This window comes from Streptomyces sp. HmicA12, assembly GCF_000373565.1.
Taxonomy (GTDB): domain Bacteria; phylum Actinomycetota; class Actinomycetes; order Streptomycetales; family Streptomycetaceae; genus Streptomyces.
Window position 1 is genome coordinate 170120 of sequence record NZ_KB891803.1, and the last position, 24099, is coordinate 194218.

Sequence of the window (24099 nt, forward strand, 5' to 3'; positions counted from 1 at the left end):
CGAGGGGGACGATCACTCGACCCCAGCCTCTTCATGCCCGTCGGTGGCCGCGCGTCCGGAATGATCCACTTGGCGTAGAACAAGATCGGTTCAATCGGGCCGGAATCGGACGCTGATTACCCGTCAGTTTGCATCGACTTGCCACGCGATCGGCAGTAGAACTCGTTCCCATTCCGTCGAGAGTGAGGAACCGTAAATGACCGAGGCAACCCGCCCTGAAGTCGGCCGAAACGGACTGACCCGTCGTGGCTTCATCGTAGGAACAGGTTCTCTTCTCGGTGCCGCGACCCTGACCGGTCACGCCGCCGCAGCACAGCCCCGCGCCGCCGCCGTCGCCGACGGCGCACACCTCCCCGCCCTCGTCATCGGCACCGGCTACGGCGGCTCGGTGGCCGCGCTGCGCCTCGCCGAGGCCGGCGTCGACGTGCAGATGGTGGAGATGGGCATGGCCTGGGACACCCCGGGCTCCGACGGCAAGATCTTCGCCAACACGACGACCCCGGACAACAGATCCTTCTGGCTCAGAACCAAAACGAAGCAACCGCTGAGCAACTTCCTCGGCTTCCCCATCGACAAGACCGTCCCGCGCTACACCGGCATCCTCGACGCCGAGGAGTTCGCCGGGATCACCGTCTACCAGGGCCGCGGCGTCGGCGGCGGTTCGCTGGTCAACGGCGGTATGGCCGTCACGCCGAAGCAGGAGAACTTCGCGGCCATCCTGCCGTCCGTCGACCCCGCGGAGATGTACGGCACGTACTACCCGCGCGCCAACGCCGGCCTGGGCGTCGCCACCATCGACCCGGACTGGTTCGAGACCGCCGAGTGTTACAAGTACGCGCGTGTCGGCCGCAAGCACGCACAGCGCTCCGGGTTTCCGTTCGTGTTCGTGCCCGACGTGTACGACTGGGACTACATGGAGCAGGAGGCCGCCGGTACCGTCCCGAAGTCGGCGCTCGCGGGCGAGATCCTGTACGGAAACAACTACGGCAAGAAGAGCCTGCAGAAGACCTACCTCGCCCGCGCCAAGGCGACCGGGCGGGTCTCCATCTCCCCCCTGCACAAGGTGACGTCGGTGGTCCCCGCCTCCGGCGGCGGCTACACGGTCCGCATCGACCAGCTCGACACCAGCGGCGCCACCACCGCCACCAAGGAGATCACCGCCGACCGCGTCTTCCTCGCCGCGGGCAGTGTCGGCACCAGCAAACTGCTCACCCGGCTCAAGGCGACCGGCGCCCTGCCCGCCCTGAACGGCGAGATCGGCAAGGGCTGGGGCGACAACGGCAACGTCATGTGCGGCCGCGCCAACCACCTCTGGGACCCCACCGGTGCGCTCCAGGCGTCCATCCCGACCGGCGGCATCGACAACTGGGCGGCGGGCGGCGCCTTCGCCGAGGTCGCGCCGCTGCCGACCGGCATCGAGACGTACGCGTCGTTCTACCTGTCCATCACGAAGACCCCGCAGCGCGCCGAGTTCACGTACAACCCGACGACCGGCGGGGTCGACCTGAGCTGGCAGCGGGCCTGGAAGCAGACGTCCATCGACGCGGCCAAGACCATCTTCGACAGGATCAACAGCAAGGAGGGCACGATCTACCGCACCGACCTGTTCGGCACGTACAAGATCTGGGGCGACCACCTCACCTACCACCCGCTGGGTGGCGCGATCCTGAACAAGGCGACCGACAACTACGGTCGCCTGCACGGCTATTCAGGGCTCTACGTGATGGACGGTTCGCTCATCCCGGGCAACACCAGCGTGAACCCGTTCGTCACCATCACCGCGCTCGCCGAGCGCAACATCGCGAAGATCGTCGCCACTGATCTGTGAGGCGAACGTCCTGCCCGGGCCGCTGTCTCAGGGCTTGGGCAGGACGCACACCGCGTCGAGGCCGAGGACGTGGTTGAGCCGTCCGAACGCGAGCCACGAGCCGATGCTCATGCTCAGCTCCACGATCTCCGCCTGGCTGTAGCGCGCGGACATCCGCTTCCAGAACTCCTCGTCCAGGCCGTGCGGGTCGAGCGCGTACCGCTCCGCGTACTCGGCGGCCAGCCGGGTCCGCTCGTCGAAGGCGTCCGTGGTGCGCCACTCGGTGACGGCGTCGGCGAACGACTCCTCGACCTTCTCCTCGCCGTCGCGCTCGGTCCGCCAGTCGAGGCAGAACAAGCAGCCGTTGATCTGCGCGATGCGCAGCCGTGCCGCCTCGAACTCCCGCAGCCCCAGCGTCGAATGGTCGTAGACGGCCATCGAGAACTGTGCCGCCGCCACGCCGATGCCGGGCACCATCTCGCCCCACACGTACGCGATCGGGTCCTTGTCGTCGGGTACGTCGATCATCATGGCTGCTGTTTCCTTCCCAGGCGGCCGGTGGCGGGGAGTAGGGGGACGTCGAGCGCGTCGTAGAGGCCGGGCTCCGCCGCGACCAGCCATTCGATGGCGCCGACCAGCCGGCCGACGGCGGTGGCGTTGCCGCCCGCGGAGTGGTTGCCGCCCTCGTCGGTGGCCTGCACGGTGACCTCGATGTGCGGGCGGCCCTCGATGACGACCCGGTGCGCGCCGGCCCCGCCGCCGGGCGGCATCGGCCAGTCCGGCGCGCAGGACGGATGGATGCGGGTGACATGCTCGACGACCAGCCGTACCTCGCCGTCGACGACGCCCTGCACCTCGAAGCGGACCGCGCCCTGGGTGCCCGCGGCGAAGTCACCCATGATCTCCGTCGTCACGTCGCTCTCCAGCGGGCGACGCTCCAACGTCTCGCGAATCTCGTCGAGTTGGACGCCGAGCGCGCGGGCGAGCAACCGGATCTGGCCACCCCACACCATCGTCGGGACCGTCTCGGCGAGCATCAGCGGCTCGTACTCCATGGGGTGCCCCATGCCGATCAGGTCGCGGACGGCGTCCGGCTGGTCGTACGTCGAGTAGTCGAAGATCTCCTGGCAGCGAACCGTGTCGATGTGCGTACCGAGGCCGCTGACCAGGAGCGGCAGCACGTCGTTGGCCCAGCCCGGGTCGACGCCCGACACGAACAGCGAGCCGCCGCCCTCGGCGATCGCCGCGCGCACCGGATCGGTGAAGTCGGGCGGCGCGCTCGCCGGGTCGTAGAGCGGGTAGAGGGCGGGCGTGACGACGACGGCCCCGGCGCGCAGCGCCCGGCAGATGTCGTCGAGGGCCTCGTCGGGACGCAGATCGCCGGACGCCGCGTACACGACGGCGTCGGGGCGGGTCGCGAGCGTCGCCTCGACGTCGGTCGTGGCCGCCACCCCGAGGGCGCGGTCGAGTCCGGCAAGGTCGCCGGCGTCGCGGCCGGCCTTCGCGGGATCGTGCACGAGCACACCTGACAGGGCGAGCGCGGGGTGAGCGGAGACGGCTCTGATCGCCGCGCGGCCCACGTTGCCGGTGCCCCAGATCACCGTGGATGTCATGCGCCGGAGCGTAACCTGATGGGGTGTCAGTTCATAGACTCACTACGTGAGTTGGGTTCTGGCGGCGGACAGGGCCTGCTCGGCGTAGCCGCGGCCGAAGAGGACCGTGTGCACCAGGAGGGGGAAGAGCTGGTGCAGCGGGACGCGCTCGCGCCAGCCCTCCGCGAGCGGCGCCGCCTCCTGGTAGCCGGCCACGATCCCGTCGAGGTGCGGCGCGCCGAACAGGTGCAGCATCGCGAGGTCGCTCTCACGGTGTCCGCCGTGCGCGGCCGGGTCGATCAGCCAGGCGGAGCCGCCGGTGTCCCACAGGACGTTGCCGTTCCACAGGTCGCCGTGCAGCCGGGCGGGCGGCTCGGCGGGGCCCGCGCGTTCGGGCAGCCGCTCGCAGACCCGCTCGATCGTTCCGGCCTCGGCGTCGGTCAGCGTCCCCTCGTCGACGGCCCGGCGCAGATAGGGCAGCACCCGGTGCTCGGCGTACCAGCCCGGCCAGTCGTCGCCCCGCGCATTGCGCATGGGGGCGAGCCCGATGTACGCGTCCACGGGTCCGTCCGGTGGCGGGGCGCCGAACGCGGGGGCGCCCGCGGCGTGCAGTGCCGCCAGTTCGCGGCCGAACCGGACGGCTCCCTCGGTGCTCGGCCGGCCCTCGGCGACCCGGTCGGTCACCAGCCACCGTTCGTCGTGCCCGTGCACCTCCGGCACCCGCACCGCCTTCGCGTCGGCGAGCCAGCGCAGCCCGGCCGCCTCGGCCCACGTGGCGCCCGGAGCGTCCGCTGATTTGGCCATGACGACGCGGCCGTCGGCGAGGGTGACTTCCGTGAGGTGCGTGGAGAGGCGGCGCTCGGAGGTGGCGGGGGAGTGGGTGAAGCGTTCCGTGATGGTGGAGGGGGCGGACATGGGTTCAGGGTAGAGGGGCTCGATCGCGGGGCGGGGCGGCGTCGGCGGGCGTGGGGTACGTCGTGGCTGGCCGCGCGGTTCCCCGCGCCCTGGGAAGGTCTGCGGTCTTCAGGAGCCCGGAGAACTCGGGCTGTCGGCCCGCGTGCTCTGCCGGCTGCCGCCCCTGCCGTCTGCGGCTCCCTGCCGTTGACGGTGAGTGCCGCGCCTTGATCTGCTGCTTCCTGATCAACGTAGCGACGGTGCAGAGGAGTTGAGCGCGGTGCAAAGCGGACGCGGTCCCGTCCTGGCGGTGCAGCACACCGAGCGCGGAGGTCCCGGTCGGGTCGGTGACTGGTTGCGTGAGGCCGGGCTCGACGTGCGGGTCGTGCGCCCGTACGCGGGCGAGGCGCTGCCCGCGTCGCTCGACGGGCGGCCGCTGCTCGTGCTCGGCGGCGGCTACCTCCCGGACGACGACGCACGCGCCCCCTGGCTCCCCGCCACCCGGCACCTGGTGGCCCAGGCACTCGCGGACGGCAGCCCGATGCTCGGGATCTGCCTCGGCGGGCAGATGCTGGCCCAGGTGGCGGGCGGCACGGTCGCGGCCGACCACGGCAGGCCCGAGTTGGGCAGCACGGCCATCACGCTGCGTCCGGAGGCGGCCGACGATCCGCTGCTGCACGGGCTAGGGCCTGTCTTCAGACTCCCGTCTGCCCCGCGACGCCTGGCACGCGCTCTCGCCGCACCGGGCACAAGGCCAAGTACGGTCCAGTACGAGGCCGTGCCCCCGGCACGCCGAGAGCACGCACCAGACGCCGCGAGGCCGCCCTCCGGGCGACGACGGGAGTCTGAAGACAGGCCCTAGGCCCGGTGGTGCCCGCGATCGAGCGGCACGTCGACGCCATCACCGAACTCCCTGCGGGCTCCGCCTGGTTGGCCTCCAGTGACGACTGCCCGTATCAGGCCTTCCGGGTGGAGGAGCGGGCGTGGGGCGTGCAGTTCCATCCCGAGGTGAACGCCGCTCGCGTCGCCGTCTGGGACCGCGATCAGCTCGCCGCGCGCGGCGTCGACCCGGACCGGTTGCATGCCCGTGCCGTTGCCGACGAGGGCGCGGCGATCGCCGTCTGGTCGCTCTTCACGCGCCGGTTCGCTGCGGTGTGCCGGGACTGACCTCGGCCTGCGCGGGCACCGGCGCGGTCGCCTTCCTGCGCCGTCCCACCGACGCGACGAGGCTGGTCAGCACCCCGGCGAGCAACCCCCAGAACGCCGAGCCGATCCCGAGAAGCGTGACCCCGGACGCGGTCGCGAGGAACGTCACCGCGGCCGCCTCGCGCGCCGTCGCGTCGGACAGCGCGGCGGCGAGCGACGCCTCGATCGTGGCGAGGAGGCCGACCCCCGCGACCGCCATGATCAGCGCGTGCGGCATCGCGGCCAGCAGCGAGACGACGGTCGCGCCGAGCAGGCCCACGCACAGATAGAAGACGCCCGACCAGACGGCCGCGAGATAGCGCTTCGCACGGTCGGGGTGCGCCTCCTCGCCGGTGCAGATCGCGGCGGTGATCGCCGCCAGGTTCAGACCGAACGCGCCGAACGGCGCGAGCACCGCCGTCACGGCGCCGATCCACGTCATCATCGGCGAGATCGGCACCTCGTACCCCGAACCGCGCAGCACGGCGACGCCGGGCATGTTCTGCGACGCCATCGTCACCACGAACAGCGGCACACCGACGCTGACGAGCACCTTCCAGTCGAACTCGGGTGCCGTGAACACCGGGTGCGCGAGCGACAGTCGGACCTTCTCCAGGTGCCAGCCGCCGGCGAGGACCGAGGCCACCACGCCACCGCCGAGCGCCACGAGCACCGCGTACCGGGGCAGCAACCGCCGCGCCAGCAGGTACAGCGCGAACACGGGGAAGGCGATCGCGAAACTGCCGTTCATCTCGGCGAACAGATTCGTGCCGAAATGCAGCAGCACCCCGGCCAGCAGCGCCGATGCCAGCGGCACCGGGATGCGGTCCATGGCCTTCGCGAACCACCCCGTCACCCCGCTCACGACCATCAGGACGGCGCTGAACACGAACGCTCCCACGGCCTGTGCCATCGACACCCCGCTGAGGCTGGTGGCGAGCAGCGCCGCGCCCGGCGTCGACCAGGCGGTGACCACCGGCGCCCGGAACCGCAGCGACAGGCCGACGCACGTGACGGCGATGCCGACGCCGATCGCCAGCATCCACGAGGAGGTCTCCCGCGCGTCGGCCCCGGCGGCCCGCGCCGCGGTGAACACCAGGGCCGCCGAACTCGTGACGCCGACGAGCACGGCGATGAGCCCCGCCGCGACGGCCGAGGGCGGAGCGAGGGCGCGTATGCGGGCGAGCGGGGACGGGGGCGACGGGGACATGAGGGCATCACTTCCGGGCGGCGTGCGGCAGGTTGCTCAAGTACTCCAGGGCGTTCCATAAACGGAACGTTCTGTTTATGGAACACTAAGGACGCGGGCGACGGCCCGTCAACCGGGTACGGGAACAGCTACGGGCAGGAGCCGGGGCGATGGGCCTGAACGACGAAGTGGGACGCAGGCTGAAGCGGCTGCGCCAGGACGCCGGCCTCTCGCTCTCCGAACTCGCCCGCCGCTCGGGCGTCGGCAAGGGCACCCTCTCGGAACTGGAGAGCGGCCTGCGCAACCCCACCCTGGAGACGCTCTACGCCCTGACCACCGAACTCGGCCGCCCGCTGAGCGTGGTCCTCGACGACCCGCCGCCCGGCGTCACCGAGCGCGCGACCGGCGTCTCCGGCAGTGCCGTCACCGCGGTCCTGATCGAGCGGTACGAGGACGACGCCGCGGCCACCGACGTCTTCCGCGTCACCATCGCCGAGGGCGCCACCCAGGAGTCGGCCGCCCACGTCCCGCGCACCACCGAGAGCCTGATGGTGCTCTCCGGCACCGCGGTCGTCGGCCTGCCGCACGCACCGCAGACCGCGGGCCCGGGCGCCCACGCCCACTGGCCCGCCGACGAACCGCACCTGTACCGGGCGCCGCACGGCGAGGTGCACGGCATCCTCTTCGTGCGGTACCCGAAGAGCTGACGCCCGTGACGCCCCCGGGCGGACGCCGTCAGGCGTCGAGGCGGCGCTTGGCGAGCCAGGCGACGATCTCGGGGTCGTGGTGGTCGAAGAAGAGCGAGGCGCCGGTGTCGAGGGCGGCGATGCGGGCCAGTTGCTCGTCGGTGAGTTCGAAGTCGAAGACGTCGAAGTTCTCCGCCATGCGTTCGGCGCGCACCGACTTGGGGATGGCGATGACGCCGCGCTGGGTGAGCCAGCGCAGGACGACCTGGGCGACGGTCTTGTCGTGTTCCTCGCCGATCTCGGCGAGGAGCGGGTTGGTGAAGAGGTCGTTCTTGCCTTCGGCGAAGCCGCCCCAGGACTGGATCTGGACGCCGTGTTCGCGCATCAGGTCCTGGTAGTCGGCGCGCTGGAAGAAGGGGTGGGTCTCGATCTGGTTGACCGCAGGGGTGATCTCGTTGTTGAGGGTCAGATCGAGGAGGCGGTCGGGGTAGAAGTTCGCGACGCCGATCGCCTTGGTGAGGCCCTCGCGGTGGAGGTTCTCCATGGCGCGCCACTGTCCGTAGACGTCGCCGAACGGCTGGTGCATCAGGTACAGGTCGAGGTGGTCGAGGCCCAGCTTGGTCAGCGACGTCTCGAAGGCGGGGCGGGTGTTGTCCTCGGCGGGGGCGTCCTGCAGCCACAACTTGGTGGTGACGAAGAGGTCGTCGCGGGGGATTCCGCTGGACTTGATGGCGCGGCCGACGGCCTCCTCGTTGCCGTAGGCGGCGGCGGTGTCGAGGAGCCGGTAGCCGGCGGCGAGGGCGTCGGAGACGGCGCGCTCGGTGTCGTCGGCGGAAATCTGGTAGACGCCGAAGCCGAGGAGCGGCATCTCGACGCCGTTGTTCAAGGTCACGTACTGCATGGGGAGTTGGTTCCTTAGCTGTGCGGGGTGAGGGGGGTCAGGGGCGGACGAGGGCTTTGAGGACCTGGCGGTCGGCCATGGCCCGGTAGGCGTCCGGCGTCTGGTCGAGAGGGAATTCCTGGTCGAACACGCGGCCCGGAGCGATCGTGCCGTCCAGGACATCGGGCAGCAGCTGCTCGATGTAGGCGCGTGCGGGGCTGGCGCCGCCGGTCAGGGTGATGTTGCGCATGAACTCGGCCGGACCGATGGGGCCCTCCTCGTACTGCGGGACGCCCAGACGGCTGATGGTCCCGCCGTCCAGGACCGCGCCGAGAGCGGTGTCGAGGGACTGCCGGGTGCCGACGGCCTCGATGACCTTGTCCACGCCGCCGGTCAGCTCGCGGATACGGGCGACGCCCTCCTCGCCGCGCTCGGCGACCACGTCGGTGGCGCCGAAGCGGCGGCCCAGGTCGGTCCGCGCCTCGTGGCGACCCGCAAGCACGATCCGTTCGGCGCCGAGCCGCTTCGCGGCGATCACCGCGCACAGGCCGACCGCACCGTCACCGACGACCAGCACCGCGTCGCCACGGCCGACGCCCGCGGTGACCGCGCCGTGATGACCGGTGGTCATGACGTCCGACAACGCCAGCAGAGAAGGAAGCAGCGCGGAGTCGGCGGCCACCGGCAGCTTCACCAAGGTGCCGTCCGCCTGCGGGACGCGGACGGCTTCCCCCTGACCGCCGTCGACACCGTCGAGTCCGTACCGGCCGCCGTTGCGGCACGAGATCTGCAGGCCCTTGGCGCAGTAGTCACAGGTGTTGTCGCTGTACGTGAACGGGGCGACGACCAGATCGCCCGCCTTGAGTCCGGCCACGTCCGCGCCGGTCTCCTCGACGACGCCGAGGAACTCGTGCCCCATGGGGCGGCCGGTTTCGGTGGCGGGCATCGACTGATACGGCCACAGGTCGCTGCCGCACACGCACGAGGCGACGACGCGGACCACGGCGTCGGTCGACACGGCGATCTTCGGGTCGGGCCGGTCCTCGACGCGGACGTCGCCGGCTCCGTACATCACTGCTGCACGCATGAAGGGTGCACTCCAGACTTGGGGTGGTGCGGTGGGGGTGATCAGCGTTCGAGCATGCGCGCCTGCGCCTCGGTGTGGGTGTCGCCTGCGGGGGGCGGCATGCTGCTGAGCTGGTCGAGCTGCTCGGCGGTCAGGGTGACGGCGTCGGCGGCCGTGTTCTCCTCGACGCGGCTGACGCGCTTGGTGCCGGGGATCGGGGCGATGTCGTCGCCCTGGGCGAGCAGCCAGGCCAGCGCGACCTGGGCGGGCGTGGCGCCGACCTCGGTCGCCAGGGCCTTGACCTCGTCGGCGAGGGCGAGGTTGCGCCGGAAGTTCTCGCCGGTGAAGCGCGGGTTGTCGCGCCGGAAGTCGCCCTCCTCGAACTGGTCGGTCGAGCGGACCGTGCCCGTCAGGAAGCCGCGGCCGAGCGGCGAGAACGGCACCAGGCCGATGTTCAGCTCCCGCAGCACCGGCAGCACACGGTCCTCGATGCCGCGGGTCCACAGGGAGTACTCGGACTGCACCGCGGTGACGGGCTGGACGGCGTGTGCGCGCCGGATGGTGTCAGGACCCGCCTCGGAGAGGCCGAAGGCGCGGACCTTGCCCTCGGCGATCAGCTCCGCCACCGCGCCCGCGGTCTCCTCGACAGGCGTGTAAGGGTCCACCCGGTGCTGGTAGTACAGGTCGATGTGGTCGGTGCCGAGCCGCTGCAGGGAACCCTCCACGGCGGTACGGATGTTCGCCGGGCCGGAATCCAGGTTCCACGCACCTTCTCCACCGTGGGACACGAGACCGAACTTCGTGGCCAGCACCACCTGGTCCCGGCGCCCCTTGAGCGCCTTCCCGAGCAGCTCCTCGTTGGTGTACGGGCCGTAGATCTCGGCGGTGTCGATGAGGGTGACACCGAGCTCCAGCGCACGGTGCACGGTCCTGATCGACTCCGCGTCGTCCGTGCCGGAGCCGGTGTAGCCGTGGGACATCCCCATCGCGCCCAGGCCGATCCGGGATACCTCCAGGTCACGCAGCTTGATGTAACGCATGTCGTCCTCTCCGGTCCGTGGCGTCGCCCGCACCTTCGCTCTCGCCGGCCCCTTCACTCTCGCCCGGCCCGGCCGGTCGCGCCTGCTGTGGCCGGCGACGGCTCCGGGGGGTGTCGGCGTCCTGCTCATTCAGCTTCGCCCGGATCACGCCCGTGCGGCAGGGCGGGCTCTTCGGGGGTAATCACAGGGCCCCCCTCGCGCCTGCGCACCAGGTCGTGCGCGGGTGAGACTGGAGGCATGGCATCGATGAGCGCGCACAGCGAAGGCGCCGAGCTGGGCCGCTACCTGCGCGCCCGCCGCACCCAGACCAGCCCCGAACGCGTCGGCCTCACCGTCGGCGCCGGCATCCGCCGCACCCCCGGTCTGCGCCGCGAGGAGCTGGCCACGCTGGCCGGCATCAGCATGGACTACTACGTGCGGCTGGAGCGCGGCAAGGAGACCCGCCCGAGCCCCGCCGTCCTGGACGCGCTCGCCCGCGCGCTGCACATGGACGACCAGGAGCACCAGCACCTGCGCGAGCTCGCCGCCCGCGCCGCGCGCTACGTTCCCGAACCGCCGCCCGCGCCCAGCCGTGCCGTGCGGCCCCACCTCAAGCTGCTGCTCGAGTCCCTGCGCCCGAACCCGGCCTACGTGATCAGTCGCAGCATGGACATGCTCGCCTGGAACCCCGGAGGTCTCGCCCTGTACGCGGGCCTGGACGACTGGCCCGTGAAGCAGCGCAACCTCGCGCGCTATCTGTTCCTGCACCCCGGTGCCCGCGAGCTGTTCGCCGACTGGGACCGTCAGATCACCGCCTGCGTCGCGCGGCTGCGTGCCATGGCCGGCACCGCCCCCGACGCACCCGACCTGACCCACCTCGTCGGCGAACTCCTGCTCAAGAGCCCCGACTTCGCGAAGCTCTGGGAGCGCTACGAGGTGGCCGGACGCAAGCCCGCGCAGAAGAGCTTCCAGCACCCGCAGGTCGGCACGCTCACCCTCACCTCGCAGTCCCTTCAGGTGGAAGGCACCCCGGGCCAGCGGATCGGTGTCTACACCGCCGAACCCGGCACCCCCGACCACGACGCCCTGCTCCTGCTCGACATGACCGCACCGCAGCCGGCCGAACGCCCCGCGCCCGCACCGCAGCCGGCCGAACGCCCCGCGCCCGCCCCGGAAGCCGCCGGAGAGCCCCGCCGGGACTGACCGCGCGGGAGACTCAGTCGGCGGGTTCCACGGTGGTGCGGTGCCGGTCGGCCGCCCAGGACGCGAGGATCCGCAGACCGTCGTGGGTGGGCGAGCCGACTTCGGCGGTCCACACGACGAGCTGCTGGTCGGGGTCGGTGCTGGCCGTCAGGGTGTCCCAGTCGAGGGACAGCTCACCGGCGACCGGATGGTTCATAACCTTCGTCCCCACGCCGAGCGTGGCGACATGGTGCGCGGCCCACCACTGACGGAAATCCTCGTCCTGGACGCACAACTCACCGACCAAAGCGGTCAGTCGGGGGTCGTCCGGATACTTCGCCGCCTGCATGCGCAATTGCGCGACCGCGGTACGGGCGACACCTTTCCAGTCCGCATACAGAGTGCGCATCGCGGGATCGGTGAAAAGAATCCGCACGTAATTCCGGTGCTTCTCCGGCACCGCGCCGAAGTCGGTCACGAGCGCCGCCGCCAGAGGATTCCAGGCGATGACGTCCATCCGGCGGCCCATCACGACGGCCGGCGTGGAGGTGAGGTCGTCCAGGACCCTGCGCAGCTGCGGCTGCACCTTCTGCCGGGCCCGGCGGCGGGGCCGGGCCGTCTCCTTGCCCGCCAGGCCGAACACGTAGCGTCGCTGGTCGTCGTCGAGACGCAGCACCTGGGCCACGGCCTCCAGCACCGGCGCCGACGGAGGCAGTCGGCCCTGCTCAAGACGCGTGTAGTAGTCGGTGGAGATCGCCGCGAGCAGGGCCACCTCTTCCCTGCGCAGCCCGGCGACCCTGCGCTGCCCGCCGCTGTCGGGCAGGCCCACGGCGCGCGGGCTCAGCTCGGACCGGCGGGCCTTGAGGAATTCGCCCAGCTCGTTCAGATGCGGTGTCGGACTCATACGTCCAGTGTGGCAGCGGAAGGTCCCGGCGTGAGGGGGAAGAATTCTTCCCAGGAAGTTTCTCTCCCAGGAACAAAGTCTCCTCTGCACGTACGTCCGCGGGAGTGCCAGTCTGGAATTGCGCCAGACAGGAACCCGAATACGCAGGAGTTTTCCCCCTCATGAGCAAGGTCATCTTCGTCACCGGTGCGGGCCGCGGCCTGGGCGCCGACATCGCCCGCCAGGCCCTTGCCGCCGGCCACCAGGTCGTCGCCACCGGCCGCCGCCCGGAAAGCGTGCTGCGGGCGCTCGGCGGCGAGCAGGACAAGCTGCTGGTGACCGCGCTGGACATCACCAGTGCCGACGACGCCCGTACGGCTGTCGCCGCCGCCGTGGCCCGGTTCGGCCGCATCGACGTCCTGATCAACAATGCGGCCGCTTTCCAGGCCGGCTACTTCGAGGAGATCTCCGACGCGCAGATGCGCGCGCAGATGGAGACGAACCTGTTCGGCCCGATGAACGTCACCCGCGCCGTCCTGCCCGCCATGCGCGGCCGGCGCTCGGGGCACATCGTCACGATCTCCTCGATCGCCGGACTGGTCGGCCAGGAGTTCTGCGTCGCCTACGCCGCCGCCAAGTTCGGTGTCGAGGGCTGGATGGAGTCCCTGCGGTACGACGTCGAGCCGTACGGCATCGGCACGACGATCGTCGAGCCCGGCTTCTTCCGCACCGAGCTGCTCGTGGACGCCTCCACCAGCTGGGCCGAGCTGTCCGTCGACGACTACGCCGAGCGCACCCGGACCACCAAGGCGATGTGGCAGTCGATGAACGGGCAGCAGGCCGGCGACCCGGTCAAGCTCGCCGACGCACTCCTGGAGGTCATCGACCTGCCCGATCCGCCGCTGCGGTTCGTCGCCGGCGACGACGCCCTCCACACCGCCGAGGCCAAGGGCCAGGAGATCACCGCGCAGGCCACCGCATCCCGCGCCCTGGGCAGCGACCTCGCCCACACCGACGCCGCCTGACCCAGCCACCCCCGATCCCCACCACGCACCAAGGAGCACGTCATGGAATTCGTGAAGCCGCAGCCGACCGGTAAGGGCCCTGCCGACTGGTTCGACGGAGACGTCTGGTTCGACGTCATCCACGCGGGTCAGGAGCCCTCCCGGATCCGCGCCAACATGGTGCGCTTCGCGCCGGGCGCCCACACGGCCTGGCACCACCACGCCGTCGGCCAGACCCTGCACGTCGTCGCCGGCACCGCCCTGATCGGCACCCGCGACGGCACCGTCTACGAGGCCCACCCGGGCGAGACGGTGACCTGCCCGCCCGGCGAGGAGCACTGGCACGGCGCCACCGAGGAGAACTTCATGCAGCACCTCGCCCTGTGGGAAGGCACCGCACCCGACGACGACCGGCCCGAGACCACCTGGCTCGAACACGTCACCGACGAGCAGTACACCGCACCCCGCACGCGCAGCAGCCGCTGACCGCATCCGTTTGCACGCCAAGGAGCACCCGATCATGACCGCGACGATGACCGCGCTCTTCGGCGGCACGGGACCCGACTGGACACCTCGTCAGGTGCCCGTTCACGTCCAGGGCCCCGGTCAGATCGTGGTGCGCGCGCACGCGGTGGCGCTCAACAACGCCGACGCCGTGAGGCTCGCCGCCGCCGACGGCAGCGTTCGCCCCCTCATCGAGAGCACCTGGTCCTTCGACACCGCCGCACCAGCCCTGGCGCGGCTTCGGTCGCACCGGGCCCACGGGGAGATCGTCCTCACTGTCCCGTGAGAAGGGACTTGGCGGACACGACCTAGGCCTGCGGCGGGGTCGCGTCCGGGTCGACGTCGTGCAGCTTCGAGATGTCGACCGACTCGTCCGCGGACGGCGTCTTGTCTGGCACGGGCGTGTCGTAGTCCGTGAGTGTCATCGTGATGTTCTCGTCGTCGCCCTTCTCGGTGGCCCGGACGAGACGGTGCGGCGCGTCGGAGGTGACGTACATCGTGATCGTGCTGCCGTCCTCGCTACCGGTCAGCGGGACGACACCGGTGCCGTCGACCTGGGTCGCGTCGCCCTTGGTGAGGCTCTCCTGCGCCGCGCGCGCCGAGCCGCTGTCCAGCTGACCGCGGAACGCGTCGAGATCGCAGGTGTCGGCGAGCCCGGCGAGCATCGGGTCGTCGGTGGTGCCGTGCACGTACCGGTCGCCGAACAGCTGCGACGCCAACTCGCCCGCGCCGCCGCCGACCTGTGTCTTCCAGAAGGTCGCGTCCGGCTTCATCCACACCTCGTCGCCGCGTTTCACGAGATCGACACTGCCGCCGTTCGCGCCGCCGACGCCCATGCGCAGCGAACCGGCGCAGTTGCCGTCCTCGTCGAGACGCAGGTCGAACGCGGCAGGGGTGCGGGTGCTGCGCTCGGTGTCCGACCGGTTCGCCAGGGTGATGTGCAGGGACTGCGCGTCCAGGAGTTCCTGCTTCGCCTCGTCGGCCAGCTGCCGTGCGCTGAGGTCCGCCGCGTCGCCGTCGGCGGCGAACGCCGGGCCCACGGCCAGCACGCTCGCGCACAGGCAAGCGGTCGCCACTGTCTTACGTCTCATGACGTCACCTCGCCGTCGCGGACCCCACGTCCGGGTGCCCTAAATACCCGTAAAGTCTATGTTCGTCACGCCGTCGGTGTCCTGGTGGAAGCCCAGCGAGGAGACGGAGGGGAGGGCGGAGTCAGTCGCCCCTGCCGCACACCCGAAGGCCCACCGGAGTTCCGCACGGCAGATGTCCGTGGGCGGCGACGACTCCCTTGCCGGTGCCGTTGTCGACGGCGTACGACAGGAAGCTGGACGCCAGCGAGTCGGCCGGCGGACGGCCGTAGGTGTAGGCGTACTCGATCTCGCGGTACGGGTAGCCGCCCGCGTCGAGCCGGTCCGGGTCCGGGGCGCGCCCGTCGAGGGTGACGCGGTGCAGGCCGAGCGGCGCGTCCGGCGGGGACGCGGCGCGCAGTTCGCTGTAGCCGAGGGCGCCGGGCGTGCGGGCGACGGCCTCCAGGACCTGCTCGGTGGAGTCGAGTTCGCAGCGCAGCACCGACGCCGTGCGCACGGTGCGGTTGACGCAGTCGTCCGAGGAGGCCGGTGGCTCGTCGGCGCCCGCGAGAACGCGGCTCGTCAGGGCGGAGCGGGTGCCCGAGCCCGAGGAGCGGCTGACGAGCACCACCGGCAGATCCGGACCGCCGAGCTCGGACCAGTTGCGGACCCGGCCACCGTAGAGGCGGCGTACGTCGGCCACGGACAGGTTCGTCAGGCGGACGTCGTCGTGCACGACGAGGGTGAAGAGGGAGACCGCGATGCGGCTCTCGCCGAGCCGGGTGTAGCTCGCCGGGCGGGGCCCGTCCGAGAACGCCACGACATGGGCCCCCTGGTCCAACGCGCCTTCGGACAGCGCGAGTTCACGTACGCCGGTGCGGCTGCCGTGCGTGGTGACCGTGATGTCGGGTCTGCCCTGGCAATGGTCCCGGTATTTCTGCGCCAGCTCGTTCAGGACGGGCTCGAACGCGGTGGAGCCGGTGAGCCGGAGCCTGCCCGTCTCGCAGTCGCTCGGGAGCGCGGGCGGCAGCAGCATCGGCAGGGTCACGGCGGCGATCAGGGCGATGCCGAGGACCACCGTGGTCCAGCGGGCCTTCCTGCTGAACACCGGCGGCTTCTCGTCCGGGGTGAGGCTGTGGTTCTCGTGCAGGGAGCCGTCGCGGACGTCGCCGGTGACCGTGACCTTGTCCCCCTCCTGCCCGCCCGTCAGCAGCACGAGGATCTTGTAGAACGCGCCCGGCTTCAGCGGGACGCGGGGGATGAGCAGGGTGCTGGTGCCCACGACGCGCAGGCCGGGCTCGTTCTCGAAGTAGCCCATCAGATTGGCGTGGTCCTCGGGCAGTGTGACGTCCTGCGCCTCGATGCGGCGCCCGGTGAACTCGGCGGTGAGCCCGTACTCGCGCGGCGAGTGGATGTAGTCGGACTCCTCGATGTGCCGGGTGCCGTCGTTCTCGATGCGCAACAGGACGAGCGTCGCGTCGCGCATCGCGGGCAGGTCGTTGAAGAGCCCGAGGCGCGGATCGGCTTCGTCCGTCGGGCCGTTGTGTCCTATGGCGATGTCCATCTGTGTGCGGAAACCGATGCGCCGGCTGCGCCGCGCCCGCAGGTCGGCGGCGAACGGGGTGACCATGGAGGCGAGGCCGAGCACCAGGCCCGCTGCCGTGAAGCTGATTTCGAGCCATCCCATGCCCCGACCGTACGGACTCTCCCGGCCCGCCAGGAGAGTCCGGAGCCGTCCTTCGCCCAGTGTTCGGCGACCGTTCAACTGCGGTGCCGCGTAAGGCGGTTGGGTGGCGCGATCACGCCCCGGTCGTGGTGCCGGGCCGAATGATCATCAGTACCGTGACCGCGGCCCACAGCAGATTGAACGCGCCGGTGACCATGGCGAGCCGCGACGCGGACGGAGGCGGTGACCCCGCTTGTCCGACGCCGTCCAGCGCCGCTTCCTGCGCGGGCAGGATCCCCACGATGAGGACCGCGGCGGCCGCGAGGGTCAGGACGATCGACACGATCAGCCACGCGCTGCCGAGCACGCCGAGGCTGCTCGCCGTCGCGAACCCGAACACCGGCACGGCGATGCCGACACCGGCGTACACCCGGCAGATGCGGTGCAGTGTCCGCAGCGTCGCCGCCGAGTCGCCCCCGTCCGGTGAACCGGCCGCCTCGCGCAGGGACTTGGGGAACATGCCGGCGGCCACGGCGACCGGTCCGACGGTCAGGACGGCGGCCAGGACGTGCAGGGTAAGCAGAAGCTTTGTCATGGTCAGCGGTCGACCGCCGCGCGGCGCACTCCGGTGACCTTCGACGCCGGCAGGCGCCCGGCGCGAGAGGTCCCGGCGAGCGTGTCGCCGTCGACGGTCACGGCGAACGCGAGGTTCAGCCGGAGCGGCCTGGTGACGGCCTGCCGCCAGGTGAGCCGGTCGCCGTCCAGGGCCACGTCCCGCAGCGGCACCTCCTCGCCGGTTCCCCGGGCGACGCCGCTGAACCGCCCTCCCTCTTCCCGGAGTTGGACGACTGCCTTGATCGTGCCGATGGGCGTGGCGACGGCCAGGTCCCAGATTCCCGCGACGGACATACGACGGTTCTTCCTCACTGATGCGATGACAAGGGGCGGTGATGGTGGGGGTCGGGCGGTGTCAGAAGGTGGCGGGCGGCGGGCCCTGAGGACGCCACACGACGCCCCGGCGCTCGTACGCGAAGAGCTCCTCGACGGCGTGGGCGATCCGCGGTCCCAGCTCGCGCTCCAGCAGATACAGGCCCAGGTCGAGACCTGAGGTGACGGCGGCTCCGGAGACGAGGTCGCCGTCGTCGACGACCCGGGCGTGCACCGCGTGCGCCCCGGTGGCGTCCAGCAGATCCATGCCCAGGTGGTGCGTCGTGACGTGCCGGCCCTCCAGGAGCCCCGCCATGGCCGGCACCAATGAGCCGCCGCACACCGTCGCCACGGTCGTGTCCGGGCCGTCCATCGCGGCCTTGAGCAGCGCGGGCAGCCCGGTGGTGAGCGTGCGGCCCAGCAGGACCGGGATCGTCGGCTCGGCCGCCTCCGGGTCCGGCTCCTCGTCCGGGGCGCCGACGCGGCCCGCGGCGCCGGGCACCAGGACGACACCGGGGCGGGCGGGATCGAGCGCGGCGGTGGCCCGCAGCGCCAGTCCACCGGTACCGCCGACCACCTCCCGGGCGCCCTCCGCGGACACCAGCTCGACGGTCACCGCGCCGCCCGAGGCGGCACCACCGGCGTGCAGCACCTCGTACGGGGCGATGACATCGAGTGGATCGAAACCATCGAACAGGACGATCTGGACGTGCATGGAGCGAATCCTTCGTAGGGGGATGCCCCGGTCCGCGCCGGGGTCGTCCCCGACGCTAGACAGTGAATGATCACCGCCCCAGTGGCATTGATGACACCTTTCAACGGGATAGCGACAGCGGTAACAAGAGGAAGATCTGGTCACCGTCTGCACAAGTGCGCCTGAGATGGGTCTGGCGGCTTTCCGGCGGCGAGATAGATTTCCGCCATGCACACCGTCGCCCTGCTCGCCCTGGACCAGGTCATCCCGTTCGATCTGTCCACTCCCATCGAGGTGTTCGCGCGCACCCGCCTGCCCGACGGCCGCCCCGGCTATCGGGTGCGGGTCTGCGCGGAGCGGCCCGAGATCGACGCGGGCGCGTTCCGGATCAGCGTGCCCTGGGGCCTCGACGGGCTGCGCGGCGCGGACACGATCATCGTGCCCGGGACCGCGGAGCCCCTGGCCCCGCTCCCGCCCGCCGTGCGCGACGCGCTGCGCGAGGCCGCGGCGGACGGCACCCGGATCGCGTCGATCTGCTCCGGCACGTTCCCGCTCGCGGCCACCGGACTCCTCGACGGACTGCGGGCCACCACGCACTGGATCGCCGCCGAGGCACTGGCCGCGGCGTACCCGGAGGTCGAGGTCGACGCGGACGTCCTCTACGTCGACAACGGGCAGATCCTCACCTCGGCGGGCGCCGCCGCCGGACTCGACCTGTGCCTGCACATGATCCGCCGCGACTACGGTTCCGCGGTCGCCGCCGACGCCGCCCGCCTGTCGGTCATGCCCCTCGAACGCGAGGGTGGGCAGGCGCAGTTCATCGTCCACACCCACGCGCCGACCCCGCAGGGCTCCTCGTTCGAACCGCTGCTCGGCTGGCTCCAGGACAACCTGAGCCGCGACCTCACCCTGCCCGACATCGCCGCGCACGCCGGTGTCAGCACCCGCACCCTGATGCGCCGCTTCCGCGAACAGACCGGCACCACGCCGCTGCAATGGCTGCACCGTGCCCGCATCCGCCGGGCCCAGCACCTCCTGGAGACCACCGGACACCCGGTGGAGCGGATCGCCGCGCAGGTCGGATTCGGCTCGCCGACCTCCTTCCGCGACCGCTTCAGGCGCACCACCGGCGTCAGCCCCCAGGCCTACCGGCGCAGTTTCAGTTGACCCGCGCTCCGGGCCGGGGGCGCAGCCAGTGGTGGAGGATCACCGAGCACAGCGCGGCCCAGGCGCACCACGTGGAGACGAACTCCCAGCGCCACAGTGCCGCGCACACCGCCGCACCGGCCGCCGCGAACGCGCCGAACAGCACCAGACCCGCCTCGCCGGACAGCAGCAGCGAGCCGATCGTCGCCAGCAGATAGCCGGCGAGCAGCCACGCGGCGTTCGGGAGCCCGACCGCGTACCCCATCGTGCGCCCGCGCACCTCGGCCGTGACCGTGCTCGTCGCCAGGACGTACACGAGCGCCGCCGACGTCACGACGCCGGACACGAGCGGCACCGCCAGGCGCCGCCGCGCGCTCGGGGGCGCCGCGCACAGCACCGCCACCGGCACCCACAGCGGCAGGAGCGGCAGCGCGATCACCGCCCACGCGACGGTCGCGGGTCCGGTGCCGCCGCCCGCGTTCCAGATCACCGCCTCGATGATCTGGTGCGCCCCGAGCAGCAACGGCAGCGCCGCCAGCGGCACCGCGCGCGGCCGGGTGCGGGCCGCGCGCGTCACGCACGCGAGGCCCACGGCGGTGATCGCGCTGCCTGCCACCAGGTCGGCCGTCGCACTCCAGCACATGTCGATCACGCTACGTTCCCGAGCTCCGCGGCGACATCGGAGTGCACCCCGCCGTGCAACCCCACGCGCAGGTGGGTGTACTCGGCATGTATATTCTTTCCATATGCATCTATCTCAAGGGTCGACCGGCGGCTCGGTCGACGTCGCCGCGGCGCAGCGCATCGAAGGCGCGGCCCGCGGACTGCTGCGCGGGATCGCCCAGCTGTCCCAAGCCCTCTTCAGGGCAGGGGAGTTCGGCCTCACCCGCAGTCAGGTCTCGGTGCTCGACGCGCTGGAGTCGGGGCCCTGCCGGGTGACCGCGCTCGCCGCGCGGACCGGCATGGCGCAGCCCCGCGTCACCGTGATCCTGCAGCAGCTCCAGGAGGCCGGACTCGTCGAGCGGCGACGCTGCGCCGACGACCGGCGCGCCGTGGAGACCTCGCTCACCGCCGCCGGCCGCGCGCTCATGGAACGCGCCCGGCAGCGGATGGCCGTCGCCCTGCTCGCCGCCCTCGACGGCGGCGTACCCGGCGGCGTCGACGACCCGGAGCGCGCGGTGGCCGCCGCACGGAGCGCGATCACGCCCCTGGTGGATGCCCTGCTGGCCCAGACGACTGTTGTGAACACCGCTGAAACGGAGGCGAGTTGACCACCCCGGGCACTCTGCCGGACCTGTCCACCACCGACGAGCACCCCGCCGCGGCGGGCCTCGCCCCGCACCGGGTCGCCGGACCCCGCAGATGGTGGGACTGGGTACTCGCCGCCGACCCCGGACTCGGTCAGCTGCAGTCGGGCTGGCGGTCGCTGGTCGCCATGGTGACCTCCCTCGCCGTCGGCTACTGGATGGCCGAGGCGCTGGGCATCCCGGACATGATCGGCATGATGGTCGCCGGGATGATGGGCCTGATGAGCGCGTTCGCGGTCGCCGAGAACACCTGGGACCGGCTCGCCCGCGCCATCCTGTGGATGCCGTTCCCGTACAGCGCGGTGCTGTGGGTGTGCGCGACCTTGGACGGTCGGCGCGCGGCACAGATGACCCTGATGGTCGTCGCGCTCGCCCTCACCTTCTTCCTCGCCAGGTTCGGGCCGTTCGCGCTCATCACCGGCATGATGCTGTTCAACGGCCTGATGGTCGGCATGCTCGCCGGCATCCCGGCCGCGCTCGTCGGCAAGGCCTTCGCCGTCGCCTTGGTCGCCGCGGCCGCCGTGCTCGCGACCCGGCTCCTGCTCTGCTTCCCGATGCCCCGCGAGGACCTGCTGCGCACCCAGCGCGCCTTCGTCGTGGAGGCCCGGCGCGTCGCCGACGCCGCCGTCGACGCGCTCGACCCCGACGCCGACCAGAAGCGGGCCGTACGCCGGATGACCCGCGCCCTGCGCCGCCTCAACGTCACCACGGTGACCATCGACGGCCGCCTCGCCCAGCCCGAGGTCGCCGCCGACCCGGCCGCCGCGGAACTCCTGCATCGCCACCTCTTCGACGCCGAACTCGCGCTGCGCGGCATCGGCCAGGCCGCCGCCGACCTGGCCCGGCTGCCCGTCCCCGGACCGCTGCGCGAAGCCCTCGCCGTCGGTCTCGTCCTCGCCCGCGACACCCCGCTCGGCCGCGCCGAGGGCCTGCGCCCGGCCGCCGCGCACCTCCAGGAACGGGCCCGGACGATTCTGCGCGACCCGTCCGCCCCGGCCGACGACGTCGAGGCCGCCGTTCTCGCCCGCCGGATCGGCGACCTCCTGGACACCCTCGCCGACGCCCTGCACAACTGGCTCGCCCTCGGGCAGCGCACCTGCGCCGACCCTGCCGACGTGCCGTTCCAGCCGACGGTCGCCCTGGAGAACAACCGGCTCCCGGGTTCCGCGGGCCCCGCCCGCCGCGTCCTCGCCGCCGGTTCCGAGACCGGCTGGCGGCGCGCCGTCCCGTACATCCGCGTTCCCGCGCACGCCGCCGTGGCCTCCGCCATCGTCTGCCCCATCGCCGACGCCATCGACCCGGGCCGCTTCTACTGGGGCCTGGTCGGCGTGATGATCACGCTGTTCGGCACCAACACCACGCACGAACGGCTGCGCAAGTTCGGCCACCGCATGGTCGGCACCGTCGTCGGCGCCGTACTCGGCATCGTGCTGCTCCACCTCATCGGCCGCGACCACGTCTACGCGACCCTCGCCGTCATCGTCGCCGGACTCACCGTCGGAGCCTGGGGCATCCAGCGCGCGTACGCCGTCTGGGTCGTCGGCCTCGTCGTCGCCCTCACCCAGCTCTACGGCATGACCACCCCCGACAGCGGCATGGAACACCTGCTGGGGGAGCGGATCCTCGACAACGGCCTGGGCATACTCGTCGCCACCGCCTGCGCGGCGCTGATCTTCCCGCTGTCGCGCCGCACCGTCGTCAAGGAGGCCGAACGCGGTTACGTCGACGCGCTCGCCCAGGTGATCCAGCAGGTCGAGCGGCGCTGGGACCAGCCCGAGGCCCCGGTCCGGCTGCGCGGCGCGGCCCGCACCGTGGACGCCGCGCTGCTCCAGGTGCAGAGCATCGTGCGGCCGCTGGTGCGGATGCCGCTGGGTGTGCGCGGCCCGTCCGCCGAGCACCGGGTGGCGCTGCTCGCGACGGCCACCGGCCACGCCCGCGCCCTCGCCTTCGCCGCCGACATCGACGTGGACCTGCCCCCGCGCCTCGCCGACCGCGCCCGCCTGGTGACCCGCACCCTCACCGCGTCCCTCAAGGAGCTCGACCGGTTCTACGCGACCGGCGAACCCGAAGGCGCCTGGCGGCGCGTCAGCCCGCTCGTGCGCGAACTGGAGACGGAACTCGCCCCCGCCGCACCCGGCCCCCGCGCCCAACGGCTGCGCACCGCGCTGCGCGAACTCGCCGCGCTCGACGAGGCGTTGGCCGCCTACGCCGAACAGGTCGGCCTCCCGGTCGCCGCGCCGGGACGCACCGCACCGGCCCCCGCCTCACCGATGCAGCGCACCACCCGCGCGTTGATGGCGGCCTGGGGCGAACCGAACGGCCGCGACCGCACCACGGTCGGCGCGGCGCGGATCACGGGATCGGTTCGCTGCGACACGCATCCCGAGGGCTGCCCCGCCTGGATCACCGTGATCAGCGCCCGCGGCAAGCGCCTTGCCAAGGCCCAGGTGCACCACGGCAGTTACACGGTGGACGCGCTGCCCGCCGGGACCCACACCCTGGTGATCTCCGCGGCCCGGCACGCTCCGCGCGCCGAGCTGGTCACCGTGGACCCGGACGCGAAGGACGTACGGCACGACCTCACCCAGGCGCGCTGAAGTACGTGGTCGGCGGCGTCCCGAGCGCCCGGTGGAACATCGCCGTGAACGCGCTCGGTGTCGCGTAGCCCACGGCGCCCGACACCGCCGTCACCGGCGTGCCCCGGGCCAGCAGCGTCACCGCGTGCACGAGCCTGGCCTGCTGCACCCAGCGGGCCAGGCTCATCCCGGTCGCTGCCGTGAAGCGGCGCTGCAGACTGCGCGCACTGAGATGGGCGTGCGCGGCCGCCCGCTGCGTCGTCCAGCGCTCCTGCGGACACTGCCGGATCGCCGCGCACAAGGCGGCCAGGCCGGAGTCGTCCGGCGTCGGCAGGTGCAGCGCGGGCACCGGATGCGGCGCGAGTTCGTGCAGCAGCAGCTCCATCAGGACGCCGTCCCGGCCGTCCAGGTCGTAGTCGACGGGCAGCCGCGTCGCCTCGTCGATCAGCTCGCGCAGCAGCGGCGACACGGAGACCACGGTGGGCACCGCGGGCATCCGCTCCGCCGCTCGCGTCGCGAGGTACAGCGTGCGCATGGCCACCGCGCCCGCACACGTCATCGCGTGCTCCAGGCCCGCGGGGATCCAGGCGCCGCGGGTGGCCGGGACCACCCAGACGCCGTGACCGGTGCTGACGCTGATGGCACCCGTCGTGCCGTAGATCAGCTGCGCGCGCCGGTGGTGGTGCGGCGGAATGTGGTGACCGTCGGCCAGGTCCCGGGCCATGGCCGCGAGCGGTCGCGGCACGTCCTGGTAGTCGTCGCGGTCCTCGCTCTTGCCGTACATGGCGCACTCTCGACAGATGATGGCTGAACCTCGAAAGTATG

25 protein-coding genes and 1 pseudogene are annotated in these 24099 nt (G+C 71.9%); 11 read left to right on the plus strand and 15 right to left on the minus strand.

Annotated elements, in window-relative coordinates:
* Positions 1–196 precede the first annotated feature (196 nt).
* Positions 197–1828: a GMC oxidoreductase gene (locus B072_RS0112840; RefSeq protein WP_018530353.1), complete on the plus strand. Its 1632-nt coding sequence runs from the start codon at positions 197–199 to the stop codon at positions 1826–1828.
* Positions 1829–1855: 27 nt separating this feature from the next.
* Here B072_RS0112840 and B072_RS0112845 read toward each other — a convergent pair whose 3' ends face one another.
* The 3 genes from B072_RS0112845 to B072_RS0112855 are packed head-to-tail and all read right to left on the minus strand — an operon-like array spanning position 1856 to position 4314.
* The gene (locus B072_RS0112845; RefSeq protein ID WP_018530354.1) at positions 1856–2338 is read right to left on the minus strand and encodes a carboxymuconolactone decarboxylase family protein; all 483 of its coding nucleotides are present in this window, start codon (positions 2336–2338) and stop codon (positions 1856–1858) included.
* Positions 2335–3420 carry a dihydrodipicolinate reductase gene (locus B072_RS0112850; RefSeq protein ID WP_018530355.1) on the minus strand — a complete coding sequence of 362 codons (1086 nt, stop codon included), beginning with the start codon at positions 3418–3420 and terminating at the stop codon, positions 2335–2337. The genes B072_RS0112845 and B072_RS0112850 overlap by 4 nt, the downstream gene beginning before the upstream one ends.
* A gap of 42 nt (positions 3421–3462) precedes the next feature.
* Positions 3463–4314 (minus strand): fructosamine kinase family protein, encoded by an 852-nt coding sequence (locus B072_RS0112855; RefSeq protein ID WP_018530356.1) that lies wholly within the window; start codon positions 4312–4314, stop codon positions 3463–3465.
* Between the two features lie 259 nt (positions 4315–4573).
* Between B072_RS0112855 and B072_RS43090 the strand changes: the two genes are divergently transcribed.
* Positions 4574–5155: a type 1 glutamine amidotransferase gene (locus tag B072_RS43090; RefSeq protein ID WP_086020347.1), complete on the plus strand. Its 582-nt coding sequence runs from the start codon at positions 4574–4576 to the stop codon at positions 5153–5155.
* Positions 5152–5460, plus strand: a pseudogene (locus B072_RS43095) (glutamine amidotransferase-related protein); the annotation flags it as partial. The gene B072_RS43090 and the pseudogene B072_RS43095, both read left to right, overlap by 4 nt.
* On the opposite strand, the gene B072_RS0112865 reads toward B072_RS43095, so the two are convergent.
* On the minus strand, positions 5426–6688 hold the full coding sequence (locus B072_RS0112865; protein WP_018530357.1) for a benzoate/H(+) symporter BenE family transporter: 1263 nt from the start codon (positions 6686–6688) through the stop codon (positions 5426–5428). The pseudogene B072_RS43095 and the gene B072_RS0112865 overlap by 35 nt on opposite strands.
* A gap of 149 nt (positions 6689–6837) precedes the next feature.
* Here B072_RS0112865 and B072_RS0112870 point away from each other — a divergent pair, with 149 nt between their 5' ends.
* Positions 6838–7374 carry a helix-turn-helix domain-containing protein gene (locus B072_RS0112870; protein WP_018530358.1) on the plus strand — a complete coding sequence of 179 codons (537 nt, stop codon included), beginning with the start codon at positions 6838–6840 and terminating at the stop codon, positions 7372–7374.
* Positions 7375–7402: 28 nt separating this feature from the next.
* Here the strand turns inward: B072_RS0112870 and B072_RS0112875 are convergent, their stop codons facing one another.
* Genes B072_RS0112875 through B072_RS0112885 form a run of 3 tightly spaced genes read right to left on the minus strand, consistent with a single transcriptional unit; the run spans position 7403 to position 10339 of the window.
* Entirely contained in the window at positions 7403–8254 is an 852-nt protein-coding gene (locus B072_RS0112875) for an aldo/keto reductase (protein WP_018530359.1), read from the minus strand.
* Between the two features lie 37 nt (positions 8255–8291).
* Positions 8292–9320 carry a zinc-binding dehydrogenase gene (locus B072_RS0112880; protein WP_026245764.1) on the minus strand — a complete coding sequence of 343 codons (1029 nt, stop codon included), beginning with the start codon at positions 9318–9320 and terminating at the stop codon, positions 8292–8294.
* A gap of 41 nt (positions 9321–9361) precedes the next feature.
* A complete protein-coding gene (locus B072_RS0112885) occupies positions 9362–10339 on the minus strand; it encodes an aldo/keto reductase (RefSeq protein WP_018530361.1) in 978 nt (325 codons plus the stop codon).
* Positions 10340–10576: 237 nt separating this feature from the next.
* On the opposite strand from B072_RS0112885, the gene B072_RS43100 reads away from it, so the two are divergent.
* Complete coding sequence (locus B072_RS43100) at positions 10577–11521, plus strand: helix-turn-helix transcriptional regulator (protein WP_051127167.1); 945 nt, start codon at positions 10577–10579, stop codon at positions 11519–11521.
* A 13-nt stretch (positions 11522–11534) separates the two neighbouring features.
* Here the strand turns inward: B072_RS43100 and B072_RS0112895 are convergent, their stop codons facing one another.
* Positions 11535–12404 carry a helix-turn-helix domain-containing protein gene (locus tag B072_RS0112895; protein ID WP_018530363.1) on the minus strand — a complete coding sequence of 290 codons (870 nt, stop codon included), beginning with the start codon at positions 12402–12404 and terminating at the stop codon, positions 11535–11537.
* A 161-nt stretch (positions 12405–12565) separates the two neighbouring features.
* On the opposite strand from B072_RS0112895, the gene B072_RS0112900 reads away from it, so the two are divergent.
* The 3 genes from B072_RS0112900 to B072_RS49105 are packed head-to-tail and all read left to right on the plus strand — an operon-like array spanning position 12566 to position 14177.
* The gene (locus B072_RS0112900) at positions 12566–13408 is read left to right on the plus strand and encodes an SDR family oxidoreductase (RefSeq protein ID WP_018530364.1); all 843 of its coding nucleotides are present in this window, start codon (positions 12566–12568) and stop codon (positions 13406–13408) included.
* Positions 13409–13450: 42 nt separating this feature from the next.
* Positions 13451–13873, plus strand: a complete 423-nt coding sequence (locus B072_RS0112905; protein WP_018530365.1) for a cupin domain-containing protein — start codon at positions 13451–13453, stop codon at positions 13871–13873.
* A 34-nt stretch (positions 13874–13907) separates the two neighbouring features.
* Positions 13908–14177, plus strand: coding sequence for a zinc-binding dehydrogenase (locus tag B072_RS49105; RefSeq protein WP_018530366.1), 270 nt, complete (start codon positions 13908–13910; stop codon positions 14175–14177).
* A 22-nt stretch (positions 14178–14199) separates the two neighbouring features.
* On the opposite strand, the gene B072_RS0112915 is transcribed toward B072_RS49105, so the two are convergent.
* The 5 genes from B072_RS0112915 to B072_RS0112935 all read right to left on the minus strand — a co-directional run bounded on the left by B072_RS0112915 (position 14200) and on the right by B072_RS0112935 (position 18266).
* Positions 14200–14982: a lipoprotein gene (locus tag B072_RS0112915; RefSeq protein WP_043243842.1), complete on the minus strand. Its 783-nt coding sequence runs from the start codon at positions 14980–14982 to the stop codon at positions 14200–14202.
* A gap of 121 nt (positions 14983–15103) precedes the next feature.
* Positions 15104–16645, minus strand: coding sequence for a PstS family phosphate ABC transporter substrate-binding protein (locus B072_RS0112920; RefSeq protein WP_018530368.1), 1542 nt, complete (start codon positions 16643–16645; stop codon positions 15104–15106).
* A 112-nt stretch (positions 16646–16757) separates the two neighbouring features.
* Complete coding sequence (locus tag B072_RS0112925) at positions 16758–17219, minus strand: hypothetical protein (protein WP_018530369.1); 462 nt, start codon at positions 17217–17219, stop codon at positions 16758–16760.
* Positions 17220–17221: 2 nt separating this feature from the next.
* A complete protein-coding gene (locus B072_RS0112930; RefSeq protein ID WP_018530370.1) occupies positions 17222–17533 on the minus strand; it encodes a hypothetical protein in 312 nt (103 codons plus the stop codon).
* Positions 17534–17594: 61 nt separating this feature from the next.
* On the minus strand, positions 17595–18266 hold the full coding sequence (locus tag B072_RS0112935) for a DJ-1/PfpI family protein (RefSeq protein WP_018530371.1): 672 nt from the start codon (positions 18264–18266) through the stop codon (positions 17595–17597).
* Between the two features lie 207 nt (positions 18267–18473).
* On the opposite strand from B072_RS0112935, the gene B072_RS0112940 reads away from it, so the two are divergent.
* A complete protein-coding gene (locus B072_RS0112940; protein WP_018530372.1) occupies positions 18474–19412 on the plus strand; it encodes a GlxA family transcriptional regulator in 939 nt (312 codons plus the stop codon).
* Here the strand turns inward: B072_RS0112940 and B072_RS0112945 are convergent.
* Positions 19405–20034 carry a DUF6629 family protein gene (locus B072_RS0112945; RefSeq protein ID WP_043243887.1) on the minus strand — a complete coding sequence of 210 codons (630 nt, stop codon included), beginning with the start codon at positions 20032–20034 and terminating at the stop codon, positions 19405–19407. The genes B072_RS0112940 and B072_RS0112945 overlap by 8 nt on opposite strands.
* A 103-nt stretch (positions 20035–20137) precedes the next feature.
* Between B072_RS0112945 and B072_RS0112950 the strand changes: the two genes are divergently transcribed.
* The gene (locus tag B072_RS0112950; RefSeq protein ID WP_018530374.1) at positions 20138–20662 is read left to right on the plus strand and encodes a MarR family winged helix-turn-helix transcriptional regulator; all 525 of its coding nucleotides are present in this window, start codon (positions 20138–20140) and stop codon (positions 20660–20662) included.
* Positions 20659–23295 carry an FUSC family protein gene (locus B072_RS0112955; protein ID WP_018530375.1) on the plus strand — a complete coding sequence of 879 codons (2637 nt, stop codon included), beginning with the start codon at positions 20659–20661 and terminating at the stop codon, positions 23293–23295. The genes B072_RS0112950 and B072_RS0112955 overlap by 4 nt, the downstream gene beginning before the upstream one ends.
* Here the strand turns inward: B072_RS0112955 and B072_RS0112960 are convergent.
* Complete coding sequence (locus B072_RS0112960) at positions 23279–24058, minus strand: AraC family transcriptional regulator (RefSeq protein WP_018530376.1); 780 nt, start codon at positions 24056–24058, stop codon at positions 23279–23281. The genes B072_RS0112955 and B072_RS0112960 overlap by 17 nt on opposite strands.
* Between the last annotated feature and the right edge of the window lie 41 nt (positions 24059–24099).